A 13,018-nucleotide genomic window follows, 5' to 3' on the forward strand; every position below is an offset into this window, starting at 1 on the left:
GGGCAGCTCGATCCTCGTCGATCGCTCGGTCAGGCCGAGGCAGGGGCGGAGTTGAGTTCGGTCGTGAGGGCCTGGGCGACGGTGGTGATCGTGCCGTCCTTGAGCAACTGCACCATCGGGAGCTTGACTTGGTATTGGCGCTCGATTCGGGTGCGGAGTTCGACGGCCATGAGGGAGTCCATGCCGAGCCGGTTCAGCGGCCGGTTCACGTTGACCCGCTCGGGACGCAGGCCCATCACCACGGCCACCTCCTGCTTCAAGAACGCCAGCACCTCCTCGCTTGGCGCGCTCGTCCGCGTGTCTTGGTCGGAGGGCTGCTGTGGCTCGACAGGGGCGTCCGTGTGCTGGAGTTCGGGCGCAGACGCTTTCGGCTCAGTGGTAGGAGCGGGGGCGGCGTCGGGTTCAGCGGCTACGACGGGCTGTGGATCCGCTGCTGCCCCAGGAGCGAGTGCGTCGGTGAGAGCTTGGGCGACGGTGGTGATCGTGCCGTCCTTGAGCAACTGCACCATCGGGAGCTTGACTTGGTATTGGCGCTCGATTCGGGTGCGGAGTTCGACGGCCATGAGGGAGTCCATGCCGAGCCGGTTCAGCGGCCGGTTCACGTTGACCCGTTCCGGACGCAGGCCCATCACCACGGCCACCTCCTGCTTCAAGAACGCCAGCACCTCCTCGCTCGGCGCTTGTGCAGGAGGCGTCGGCGCGGTGGTGGCCGCCTGGGGCGCGGGCGTTGAGGGTGCTGCGGCCTGCGACGTCGCGACGGACGCGGTCTGCGGTGCCCGTGGCGGACTGGCCAGGGCCGGCTGCGTCACCGCGGCAGGTGTGGGCGCAACCTGAACGGGCCTTGCCGCGACCTGAGTTGAGCCGAAGGCTCCGGTGAGGTGCTGCAACAGAGGCGCCGTCGCAGCCGCCGGATAGGCCTTGGCCCAAGCGGGCCAATCGGCGCGCAGCACGGCGGTGTGCAGGCGACCCTCGCTCAGGATGCGGCCGAGCAGGTCGAGTCCCTCGTCAGGGCTGAAGGACGACATCCCCTGGGGGTGCAGCGTGCGCTCCTCTTCCTGCTCTTTGCGTGCCACCATGCCGACGCTGTCCCAGAAGCCCCAGTTGACGACAGTCGCCGGTTGCCTGTGGGCGTGGCGGTGATGGGCGAGAGCATCGAGGAACGCGTTGCCCGCCGCGTAGCCGCCGAGCATCGGGGAGTTGAGGAGGGCCGAGCCGGACGAGAACAGGACGAAGCATTCCAGGGCGCTGTCGTCCAGAAGCCGGTGCAGGTTCCAGGCGCCGGAGACCTTGGCGGCCAAGACCCTGTCGAGCTCACCTGGAGCCAGGTCACTCAGGGGCATGTAGTCGATGACACCGGCGGCGTGGAAGACGCCACGGATCGGCGGAAGTCCCTGGCGGCGCTGGAAGGCCAGGAGTTCGGCCATGGCCTGCTGGTCGGCGACGTCGGCTGCCGCGTACTGCACCGCGACACCGCGGTCGGTCAGCGTCTTCAGGACGGACAGGGCCGCGGCCTGGGGGTGGTCGGCGGGCACGTGGGTGTCCGGGTCGGGCAGGGGGCTGCGGCCGGTGAGCAGGAGATGGCGTGCGCCCTGGTCGGCCAGCCAGAGGGCCAGACGGCCTCCGATACCGCCCGCGCCCCCGGTAACCAGGTAGGTGCCCTCACCGTGAATGGCGACGGCCGGAGTACGAGTTGCCGGAGGGGCGGTGGCGGTCGTCGGGCCGAACGACAGGACGATCTTGCCGGTGTGGCGGGACTGGGCCATGAGCCGGAAAGCGGCCGCTGCCTGTTCGGCGGGGAATTCGGTGTGCGGGAGTGCCTCAAGTGCCCCCTGGTCGACCAAAGTTGCGGCGGCGCGCAGGATGCGTCCGGCCCGCTCGGGCGCGTTCTGGATCATGTGAACCACGTCGACGGCGTGGAAGGACAGGTTGCGGGCGAACGGGCCGAGCCGCAGCGGGTTGTCATCGAGGATGTCGCGCTTGCTCAGCTCCAGGTAGTGCCCGTAGGGCGCCATCAGCGACAGGTTGGCCGGGATGGCCTCACCGGCCAGGGTGTTGACGATGGCGTCGAAGTCCCCTTCGCCGTCACCCGACTTGAAGGTGTCCGCGAAGTCGAGGGAGCGGGAGTCGGCGACGTGCTGTACGCCGAGACTGGTCAGCAGGTCGCGCTTGGCTTCGCTGCCGGCGGTGGCGTAGATACGTGCGCCCTTCCAACGGGCGATGTTGAGGGCGGCCATACCGGTACCGCCGGTGGCCGAGTGGATGAGGACCTTGTGGCCGCGGTCGATGCGGGCCAGGTCGTGCAGGGAGTGGTACGCGGTGAGATAGGCGGCCGGCAGGGTGGCGGCCTCGGCCGCGGTGAGACGGGCAGGCTTGGGGGCGGTCAGGCAGGCACGGGTGACGACATCGGTGCCCATCGCGCCCTCGGCGAAGGCGATTACCTCGTCGCCGACCGCGATGTCGGTGACCTGGGTACCGACCTCGGTGATGGTGCCGGAGCACTCCCAGCCGAGGAGCGGCGGCCGGTTGTCCTGCCCTGGATACATAGCGAGGGCCAGCAGTACGTCGCGGTAGTTGACTCCGGCGTGACTGACCTGGATACGGACCTCATCGGTGCCCACGGCACGGTGCTGTGCATCGGTCAGTTGCAGATCGTCGATGACGCCGGGTGCGGGCAGGGACAGGACGCGAGGTGCGGGCGCGATGGCCGCTGCCGGACGCAGCCGAGCCGCGTAGCGGAGGCCGTCGCGCAGGGCTATCTGGTCCTCCCGGTCGGGCTGCTGAAGCACGTCGACCAGAGCTGGAACGCTGGCCGCCGACCGGTCGAGGTCCACCAGGCGGGGGGTGAGCAGGGGCGCTTCGGCGGCGAGGGTACGGCCCAGACCCCACAGGATGGCCTGGAATGGATTGCGTACGGGCTCTCCGCCGCCGGTGGCCTGCGCGAGCTGGGTGATCAGCCAGAGTGGCGGGTGACCGAGCGGGTGTTTGTCCAAGGCCCGGGTCAGATGCAGGACGCTGTGTCCGGCCAGGAGGTGCGTACGGCGGATCTCCGTCGGGGTCGCGTCGAGCCCGGCCTGGGCGTCCAGCGACCACAGGTGGATGATGCCGCGGCACGTACCTTCGCGGGCGATGTCCGCGAGGACGTGAGGGTAGTGGTCGGCGTTGGACGGGTCGATGCGGTAGCGGTCTCCGGCTCCGGCCGAGCGGCCCGCTCCGGCGGTGATGGCCACTACGCGATCCCCGCGGCCGGTCAGTTCGCGGATGACGGCACGGCCGGTCGGGCCGCTGTCGGTCAGGACGAGCCAGAACCCTTCCGTCTGGCCGTCCGTCGCAGGCTGGGTGTGCGGGGAGCTTTCCCAGTCGAGGGTGTGCAGCCAGTCCAACTGGCCGTTCTCGGCGGTGGGTTGGGGGAGTTCGGGATGGGGCACGGTGGCGTCCTCGCGGTGGGGCGTCAGGAGTGCGGGGGCGTGGCCGGCCAGGTACTGCAGGCGCAGACCACGCATCTGCGCGATGAGTTGACCGTCGTCCCCGCGGATGTCGAGGTCGGCGGTGAAGGAGTCCTCGCGGGTGGCCGGGAGCAGACGGGCGTGGCTCCACAGGGAGGTGGTGGGCTGCTCGTAGAAGCGGACCTCATCGATACCGCCGAGCACGAAGACGCCCTCTTCGCCGGGAGCAGTCAACGGGCGGGCAGCCGCCATGGAGTGACCGCTCGCATCCAGCAGAGCGGGGTGGAAGTTGTGCCGCGCCAAGTCGCCCTGGAGTGGGGCGGGGCAGACCAGGTGGGCAAGGACCTCGCCATCGGTGCGCCACAACTCGTCGATGCCTTGGAAGGCGCCGTTCCACTGGTTGCCGCGATCGGCGTTCCAGGGATAGAAGGCCGCCGCGTCCTGATGTTCGGGGCAGCGAGCGCGGATCGAGGCCAGGGATTCGGTCGGCGTGACGGCGAGTTCGGCGACGGAGCGGGCGATGGCTTCGGTGTGCAGCAGCCACTCCGTCGCGTCCGCGTCGATGTCCTGGCTGTAGATGCCGCAGTCCAGGGAGCCGTCTTCGCGAGGCGTGACGGTGACCTTGACCTGAACGGCGGGGCCGTTCTCGTCCAGGAAGAGCGCCCGGTGATAGCGCACGTCGGAGACCGACAGAGGGCCCGCGTCCAGCACGGTGCGGGCGGCCGAGGCGACCAGCTCCAGGTGGGCGGTGCCGGGCAGGATGATGGTGTCCTGGATGCGGTGGTCGCGCAGGTAGCCGTTGTCGGCGAGGTCCAGCGGCCCTTGCCAGATGTGGGTGGTTCCTTCGGAGGGCATCGGAGCGCCGAGCAGCGGGTGTGAGGCCGAAACGCCGACGTTCCGTGAGACCGCTGGAGCAACTGGGGTGCTGGGCACGGTCGTTGGGCTGATCCAGTGGCGGGTGCGCTGCCAGGGATAGGAGGGGAGCGGGACGTACTGTCCGCCGTCGGTGAGCGCACCCCAGCCGAGGTCGATTCCGGCGGTGTGGAGGGCTCCCGCAGACGTGAGCAGGCAGGCGCGCTCGCCTTCGTGGCGGCGCAGGCTGCCGACCGCGGTCGTGTCGGCGCCGCCGTGGCTGCGGCTGGTCTCACGGATCCCGTTGACGAGCAGCGGGTGCGGGCTGACTTCGATGAACACGACCTCACCGAGGTCGAGTTGACCCCGTACGGCACCGACGAAGTCGACGGGCTGACGGATGTTGCGCACCCAGTAGGCGGCGTCCATGCCGGAGCCGTCGATGACCTCGTTCAGGAGGGTGGAGTGCAACGGGATGCTGCCGGGGCGGGGCGCGAGGTGGGCGAGTTCGGCGAGCAGGTCCTCGCTCAGGGCGTCCATCTGCGGGCAGTGCGAGGCGAAGTCGACGTTGACCCAGCGGTTGGCGACCTCCCGCGCGTCCAGGGCGGCGAGGACCTCGGTGAGGGCGCCGCGGTCGCCGGACAGCAGGGTGGAGGTGGGGCTGTTGATGGCGGCGACGGCGACCTTGTCCTCGTGTCCCGCGAGGGCTGCGGCGGCCTCGTCGGCGGGCAGGGCGACCCAGGCCATGGTGCCGCGACCGGACAGACGCTTGGCGAGCCGACTGCGTCGGCAGATGACCGCGGCGGCGTCCGCCAACGACAACGAGCCTGCGATGTAGGCGGCGGCGGACTCACCCATGCTGTGGCCGATCACCACGTCGGGTTCGACGCCCCACGAGCGCCACAGCTGAGCCAGGGCGATCTCCATGGCCCACAACGTGGGCTGGATGACGTCGAGTTCCTTCATCCGCTCCTCGTCGGCGGAGCGCAGCAACTCGATGACCGACCAGCCGGTCTCGGTCTTGATGGCGTCGTCGCAGGCCTCCATGGCCTGGCGGAAGACGGGCTCGTTGTCGAGGAGTTCGCGCCCCATGCCGGGCCATTGCGAGCCCTGCCCGGGGAAGACGAACGCCACGCGCGGCGATGTGCTCGGGTCGGTGTAGTCACTGAAGGACAGACCGGGTTCGTCGTCTCCGTCGGCGAACGCGCGCAGGGCGGCTGCCGCGGTGGTGCGGTCGTCGACGGGCAGGGCGAGCCGGGCGTCGTGGGTGGTGCGGCGCAGGGCCGCGGAGTGGCAGATGTCCCGCAGGCTGTGCGCGGCCCCGGGTCCGTCGAGGTAGTCGGCCATACGACGGGCCAGATCGCCGAGAGCCTCCGGACCGAAGGCGGACAGGGCCAACAACTCGGTCCGCTGCGGCAGTTCGGCTACGGCGGCCGGTTCCGGGGCGGCTTCGAGGACCAGGTGGGCGTTGGTGCCGGAGAAGCCGAAGCTGCTGACGCCGGCGATGGCGGGACGACCGCGGTCGGCCAGCGGGGTGGCCACCGTGGGGACGGTCAGCGGCAAGTCGCCCCAGGCGACAGCGGGGTTGGGATTCTTCAGGTGGAGGTTGGGCGGCACCATCCGGTGCTCCAGGCACAGCACTGCCTTGATGAGACCGGCGATACCGGCGGCGGCCTCGGCGTGGCCGATGTTGGTCTTCACCGACCCCACCAGGCAGCGGCGATCGGCGGGACGCGGTCCGATGACCTCGGCGAGGGCTTCCAGTTCGACCGGGTCGCCGACGCTGGTGCCCGTTCCGTGGGCCTCGATGTAGTCGATGTCGGCCGGGTCGACACCGCCGTTGGCGTAGGCGCGTTGAACGACACCGACCTGTCCTTCGACAGCCGGGGTGACCAGATAGCCGCTGCTCTGGCCGTCGTTGCCGACGGCGGAGCCACGGATGACGGCGCGGATGCGGTCACCGTTGGCGAGAGCGGCGGACAGCGGCTTGAGGATGACGACGCCGACGCCGTCGCTGCGGACGAAGCCGTCACCGGAGGCGTCGGCGAATTTGCAGCGGCCGTCGGAGGCGAGCATGCCGGCACCGGAGTAGACGACGCCTTCTTCCGGCAGCAGTACGAGGTTGACGCCACCGGCGATCGCCAGCGGGCACTCGCCCAGGCGCAGGGCCTGAACCGCGTTGTGGACGGCGACAAGGGCCGAGGAGCAGGCGGTATCGACGGTGAAGCTGGGGCCGCGCAGGTCGAAGGCGTAGGACAGGCGACCGGAGGTGATGGCGCGGGAGGCCGCGCCGGTCATGGCGTACAGGTCGAGCTGATCGCGGTCGGCGTACTGCAAGTGCCAGTAGTCGCCGCCGAGTTGGCCGATGAACACGCCGGCGTCGGTTCCGGCGATGCGGCTGGTCGGCTGTCCGGCGTCTTCAAGGGCCTCGTAGGAGGTCTCCAGCAGCAGGCGCTGCTGGGGGTCCATGCGATCGGCCTCGCGCGGTGAGATTCCGAAGAACTCGGTGTCGAAGGCGTCGATGTCGCGAAGGAGTCCGCCCCAGCGGCTGACGGTACGGCCGGGGGTGCGGGGCGTGGGGTCGTAGACGGCGTCGATGTCGTACCGCTCGGGGGGTATCTCGGTGATGGCGTCGCGGCCTTCGAGCAGCATGTCCCAGAGTTCTTGCGGACTGGTGGCGTCGGCGAACCGGCCGGCCATGCCGATGATGGCGATCGGTTCGCTGACGGCTGCCGTTGGTGTGGGGTCGTGGGGCATGGGTGTCCTTCCGGGCATGGCGAAGCCGTTCACTTGTGCGCAGCACGTGAGGACCCATGGCGTACGCGCGGCGAGCGGGCGGCAGTGCCGGGCTCGGTGGCGGGCGGGTACGCGGATGGTGTTCGAGGGTGAAGAGAGGTCGGTCCGGTCAGATGGACGGCACAGCGCGTGGCGAGCGCATCGTGCGGTTCACGGGCCGTGGCAGCTTGTCGGCAAAGCCGCCGTTCCCCCAACGTCGTTGCGGCATCGGGCTGTTGCCCCACGCCGAACGCCCCCGCTGTTTCGACATGTGTCGAGATTGGCTTGTGGCAGGTCTCTATGCAACGAGGCTCAAAGTGACGCTCGTCACACCCCGTAGGCCTACGGGGAGAGGTTGACATTCATCGAAGCAAGAGTAACCCTTGATTCGTCATTTATCTATATAGGTGGTCGTGATGGCGAGGCGCCTCACCGGTGACCGCCACGTGCCGCACGAGCCGTCCCCACAGGAGCCGATCTCGTTGAGCGAACAGACCGCACCGCCGAACACCGGACGCTCCGAGCTGGAAACCGTCCAGGACGCCGGCGCTTGTTGCGCCGGCATGGCCGAGTTACGCAGGCGGGCCGCGCAGAGCGCCGCTCTCCGTGCGCAGGCGGCGACGAGCGGAACCGACAGCGGTTCCTCGTCACCGGATTCCGCCCCCAGCGCCTGAGCGACGACCGCCCTGCCCCCACAGTCTGAAAGGACACGACAACGTGGTTGACCACAACCCCGACCAGCTCCCCGTCGCCGTCATCGGAGCCGGACCGATCGGCCTGGCCGCCGCCGCGCATCTGTCTGAACGCGGTGTTCCCTTCGTTGTCGTAGAAGCCGGTGACACCCCGGCGGCAGCCGTACGGGCGTGGTCCCACGTGCAGTTGTTCAGTCCTTGGGAGTACAACACCGACCCGGCGGCACGCCGACTGCTCGCCGCAGGAGGCTGGCAGGAGCCCGAGGCCTCGGAGCTGCCCACCGGCGGCGACCTCGTCAAGCAGTACCTGCAACCGCTGGCCGAACTGCCCGCCCTGGCGCCGCACATCCGCTACGGCGCCACCGTCACCGCCATCAGCCGCCTGGGCATCGACCGGCTGCGTACCGCCGGACGCGAAGCGGTGCCGTTCGTCATCCGCCTGGCGGACGGCGAGGACCTGCTGGCCAAGGCCGTCATCGACGCCTCCGGCACCTGGCGCCAGCCCAACTCCGTCGGTGCCAACGGCCTTCCCGCGCACGGCGAACAGGACGCCGCCGTATGGATCAGCCACGGGCTGCCCGATGTGTTCGGCGCCGACCGGGCCCAGCACGCCGGCCGCCACACCGTCGTCGTCGGCGCCGGCCACTCGGCCGCCAACACCCTGCTGGCGCTCGCCGAGTTGGCCGACGCCGAACCGGGTACCACCATCACTTGGGCGATCCGCGCGGCAGACCCCATCGCCTCGTTCGGCGGCGGCAGTGACGACGAACTGCCCGCCCGCGGAGCCCTCGGCTCAGGTCTGCAGATGCTCGTGGACACCGGACGCGTCACCCTCGCGGCGAACTTCCGCACCCACAGCATCCGTTGCCTCGGCGACGACCCCAACCGCGACCAGGTCGAGCTGATCTCCCGCAACCCCGGCGGCACCGAGCAGATCGTCACCGCCGACCGGATCGTGGCGGCCACCGGCTTCCGCCCGGACTTCGGCATCACCGATGAACTCCGCCTGGAACTGGACCCGATCATGTCCGCGCCCCGAGCCCTGGCGCCCCTGATCGACCCCAACCAGCACTCCTGCGGCACCGTCACCCCGCACGGCTACCGCGAACTGGCCCACCCCGAACCCGGCTACTTCGCCGTCGGCATGAAGAGCTACGGCCGCGCACCGACCTTCCTCATGCTCACCGGCTACGAGCAGGTCCGCTCCATCGCCGCGGCCCTGGCCGGCGACCTGGAGTCCGCCCAGTCCGTCGAACTCCAACTGCCGGAGACCGGTGTGTGCTCGGTGGTTGGCGGCGGCGAGGCGCTCGCTCTACGCCTGGGCCTGACCAAGGAGCGGCACGAGCAACTGCTGCACGTGACCGCCAAGTACCTGGGCACCTCGTTCACTGCGGCGGAGGCCGTCCTGTCCGCAGCCACCGAACTGGGCATCGACCACACCGCCGCACTGCAACTGGCGGCCTACGCCGCCGAGCAGTTCGACGCGCCGGGTGCCACCGGCTGCTGATCGCTGTCGCGGCTGCCGCCTCCCATCGTGCGCGGGAGGCGGCAGTGGCACGTCTACGCGGTGCGGTGCACCTTGTGCTGGGCGGCCTGGGCGCGTGGACGCACCACAAGGAGGTCGATGTTGACGTGCGGCGGCCGAGTCACCGCCCACGCGACCGTGTCGGCGATGTCTTCAGCAACCAGCGGGTCCGGTACCCCGGCGTAGACGGCCTCGGCCTTATCCGTGTTGCCGCGGTAGCGGTTGAGGGAGAACTCCTCGGTCTGCACCATGCCGGGCGCGATCTCGATAACCCGCAGCGGCTGCCCGCACGCCTCCAGTCGCAAGGTCTGCGCCACTACGTGAGCTCCGTGCTTGGCCGCGCTGTAGCCGCCTCCGCCCTCGTAGCAGGTGAACGACGCGGTGGAGGAAACGACGACGACCGTACCGTCGCCGCTGGCCAGCAGTTGAGGCATCAGGCTCTGCGTCACGTGCAGGGCGCCCAGCACATTGACCTCGTACATGCGCCGCCAGTCGTCCGGGTCGGCCTGGGCGATTTCCTCGGTTCCGTACGCGCCACCCGCGATGTTCACCAAGACGTCGCAGCTCTCCACCTGCTCAGCGAACGCGGTGACGGCCTCGCGGTCGGTCACGTCCAGCGGGTGGACCCGTGCCGTTCCACCGTCCGTCCGGACCTCCTTGGCGAGCGCCTCCAGGCGATCGGCCCTGCGCGCCGCGAGCACCACCGTGAAGCCGGCCCGAGCCAACTCCCTCGCGGTGGCGGCGCCGATGCCGCTGCTCGCACCAGTGATCACCGCCGTGCGCTGCGTCGGGTCTTGGGTGGGTATTGCCATCGATTGATCCCCCACACGTCCTGATTCGACGGGCATCTAAACAGGTGATCTTGGCATCGAGGTCAACCGGTGTCAACATAGACACATGTCAAATCTTCAGGAGAAGGTGGCCGCGCTCCCGGCCGAGCCGTGCTGCCCGGCCCTGACCGAGCGGGAGCTGACGGTAGAGGAGGCCGAGATCACCGCCGCCATGTTCAAGGCGCTCGGTGACCCGGTCCGGCTGCGCCTCTTCTCCAAGGTGGCCTCCCACCCGGACAACGAGGCCTGCGTGTGCGACATCTCCGACGTGGGCGTCTCGCAACCGACGGTTTCCCACCACCTCAAGAAGCTGAAAGAAGCCGGGCTGCTTCTCGCCGAGCGGCGCGGCACGTGGGTGTACTACCGCGTCGAGCCTTCCGTCCTCGCGGCGATGGGGCACCTTCTGACGCCTTCGCCTGAGCGAGCGGCTGTCACCGCGGCTTGACGAGGAGCCCCTGCCGCGGCGTTCTTTTGAGCCTCGGTTTGGGGCACGCGGAGGGTCCCATGCGGGAGGAGTCAACTCGCCGCCCGCGCGAACGAGATCTCCACGCGCCGATTCTCTCGTCGACCGGCCTCCGTCGCGTTTGAGGCGACCGGCCGCCGCTCGCCGAATCCTCGCGTCTCGAAGGCGACCGTTGACGGAAGGGCGTCGGCCAGCACAGCTTGCACGGCGTTGGCGCGTTGCTGGGACAGGGCGTCGCCGTGTGCGGAAGAGCCGAGATCATCGGTGAACCCGAAGACACGGACCCTCGTCACTGCTTGCTGCTCAATCTCCGCGGCGATCGTGGTGAGGCGGGACTGCGCCGAACTGCTCAGCTGTGAGCTGTCCTTGGCGAACAACACCTCCGACTGGAGCGCGTACGTCACTTCCGTGTCCGTCTCCACGCGGCGTTCGGTGGAGCAGGTGCGAGGCATCACGCGCTCTCAGCGCAGGAGGTAAGGAGGTAAGGAGGGACCGTGCGTCAGCACCATGATCTGTACTTCCGAGTGCGTCCCCTGCGTCAATACGGCTGCTGAGTTCGTGCACGTACGTGTGTAGCCGCCGACGCAGTTCAAGGCGCCCGCCGCGCTGGTTGGCGGGCGTGAAGCACTTCGAAACCTCGTCGATCACGGGCCCGGCGTCCGTACCGGATCGCCGCCACCTCTGCAGGAGTGGGCAGAGCAGATACTCGGCCTGAGTGACCTCCGCCCAGACCATGACGGTGCCGATCGCCGCTCCGTGTCGGGAAGTGAGACGGTCGCCTTGAGCGAGCCCGGAGCACAGCGCGAGCCAATCTTCGTACGGCAGCGTCCAGTTGGCCATGAAGCGGCGGCGGTGCGCGTAGTTCGTCCGCTGTGGCAGCCTATCGAGATAGTCGGCGAGCTGATCCGTCGCATGCTCGAAGCGGGGCCACAAGTCGGCGCCACCGAACTGACAGCGGAGTTTGTTCAGTGTGCTCAAGGCCCGGCTCTCCGGGATGTCGAGTACCCGGGCGGACTCGCGCCACGAACCGCCCGCGGTCATTTCCATGAGCTTGAGTGAGGCTGCTCGGCGCAGATGGCGCACGGTGTAGATGCCTGCGCCCGGCACATCCTCGGCGAAGTCTGTGAAGTAGGTGTCATACCAGTCCTGGGGAATCTGGGGAGGTACTTCATCGGCGGTGAAGCGGCAGTCGCGAGAGGGGGCGCGCAAGTTGGCGTACTCAAGCGGGCCGGCGGCGTAGAAGCCGTGCAGGCGTCGGGCCATGGCTCGGGCCAGGGGCGGGGAGAGCCCGGGGCGGCTGAAGAACGAGCGGGAGGCGCCGCTGGGGGCGTGCTCGAACGCGTACTGAGCCAGCGGCCGTATGCGCTCGCGCAGCGCGGTGGTGTCAGGAGCTTCGAGGTGCAGGGCTTCAGCAGTCAGAAGCAGTGCCCCGCATTCCGCACTGCCTTGGGGTGCGCTCCACAGCGGCGAGAAGAGGGAGTGCGTTCTGGCTGGTGTGGACTTCGACGTGATCTGGAGGGGAGCGATGTGATCGTCGATGAGTGCGGCAAGCGTGCGGGAGGGAACCAGGTCACGGGCGGCGGGCCAGCTCAGTTTGATCAACTGGGCGGTGTCCACCAGGTCTTGGAATGTGAGGACCTTCGGATTCCGGATGTTGCGCGTGTGCGGCGGTGGAACGCGCAGGCGGTGGTCGAGCCGTGCTTGCAGTTCCAACAGCCGCGCGTGATCAGCAGCAGGTAGGTCGCGGTAGGGATAGGGGGTTGCGTCGTCAAGGCGGGCGCCGCAGGGCCGCGTGTGACTGCCCCCGTCAACGATGCGGTTGCGGCACTGGAGCGGGTGCATCTGGTGGGTGCTGGTCGGCAGGGCGAGCAGCGCCGCGCGGCCCTTGTAGACCTGGCGGTTCTGAGGAGATGCGCAGCCGGGGCAGCTGCTGGAGAGGAGTTGCTGGTGGGCCGTGCAGGCGAAGACCACGGGGAGGTGCCAGCGGAGCTTCCATGCTCCGCCGTAGGCGTCCTGGACGGAGTCGCCGTCCCCGCGGAGGCAGGCTGGACAGTAACGGCTGGAAAAGGTTACGACCCAGCGGTCGCTGTACACATCCCTGATGCTGCCGAAGAACGCTCCCCTTCTGCGAGCTGTAGCTGCGTCGGCCGGGCTGCGGCCGGCACGCAGCGCCGGGTAGACGTCGGCGTACCGGCGCAGACCAAGGGCGTTGACCTCGGCCAGAGACAGACATGTCGCACGAGCGAACTCCGTGGCCGCTTCCTCGGGCAGGCCAAGCAGGTGGTCGGGGAGGAGACGGCCTCGGCGGCCGTCGTGGATTCCGCAGAGTTCGGCGATGCGGCCTGGGGAGCGGTTGAGGCGAAAGGCGAGGCGGAGCAGGAAACCAGGCAGTGACTCCTCGGGCAGGGGCGCGAGGCTGCGGGCCAAGGGCCGGTGCG

The 13,018-nt window shown here is 69.3% G+C and carries 7 protein-coding genes; 3 read left to right on the forward strand and 4 right to left on the reverse strand.

The features are described 5' to 3' along the window. Nucleotides 1-29: 29 nt before the first annotated feature. On the reverse strand, nucleotides 30-7,052 hold the full coding sequence (locus OG223_RS37610) for a type I polyketide synthase (protein ID WP_329258565.1): 7,023 nt from the start codon (nucleotides 7,050-7,052) through the stop codon (nucleotides 30-32). Nucleotides 7,053-7,552: 500 nt separating this feature from the next. Between OG223_RS37610 and OG223_RS37615 the strand changes: the two genes are divergently transcribed. Both OG223_RS37615 and OG223_RS37620 read left to right on the forward strand, forming a co-directional pair. Further along, nucleotides 7,553-7,744: a hypothetical protein gene (locus OG223_RS37615; protein WP_329258568.1), complete on the forward strand. Its 192-nt coding sequence runs from the start codon at nucleotides 7,553-7,555 to the stop codon at nucleotides 7,742-7,744. A gap of 43 nt (nucleotides 7,745-7,787) precedes the next feature. Beyond that, on the forward strand, nucleotides 7,788-9,269 hold the full coding sequence (locus OG223_RS37620) for an FAD-dependent oxidoreductase (RefSeq protein WP_329258570.1): 1,482 nt from the start codon (nucleotides 7,788-7,790) through the stop codon (nucleotides 9,267-9,269). Between the two features lie 53 nt (nucleotides 9,270-9,322). Here OG223_RS37620 and OG223_RS37625 read toward each other — a convergent pair whose 3' ends face one another. Beyond that, nucleotides 9,323-10,099, reverse strand: coding sequence for an SDR family oxidoreductase (locus tag OG223_RS37625; protein ID WP_329258573.1), 777 nt, complete (start codon nucleotides 10,097-10,099; stop codon nucleotides 9,323-9,325). 85 nt (nucleotides 10,100-10,184) lie between these two features. On the opposite strand from OG223_RS37625, the gene OG223_RS37630 reads away from it, so the two are divergent. Next, nucleotides 10,185-10,562 carry an ArsR/SmtB family transcription factor gene (locus tag OG223_RS37630; protein WP_329258574.1) on the forward strand — a complete coding sequence of 126 codons (378 nt, stop codon included), beginning with the start codon at nucleotides 10,185-10,187 and terminating at the stop codon, nucleotides 10,560-10,562. Between the two features lie 71 nt (nucleotides 10,563-10,633). On the opposite strand, the gene OG223_RS37635 is transcribed toward OG223_RS37630, so the two are convergent. Then, entirely contained in the window at nucleotides 10,634-11,002 is a 369-nt protein-coding gene (locus OG223_RS37635; RefSeq protein WP_329258576.1) for an OmpA family protein, read from the reverse strand. Then, nucleotides 10,884-13,007, reverse strand: coding sequence for a TniQ family protein (locus tag OG223_RS37640; RefSeq protein ID WP_329258578.1), 2,124 nt, complete (start codon nucleotides 13,005-13,007; stop codon nucleotides 10,884-10,886). Before OG223_RS37640 ends, OG223_RS37635 begins: the two co-directional genes overlap by 119 nt. Nucleotides 13,008-13,018: the final 11 nt, after the last annotated feature.

This window comes from Streptomyces sp. NBC_01478 (assembly GCF_036227225.1).
GTDB lineage: Bacteria > Actinomycetota > Actinomycetes > Streptomycetales > Streptomycetaceae > Streptomyces.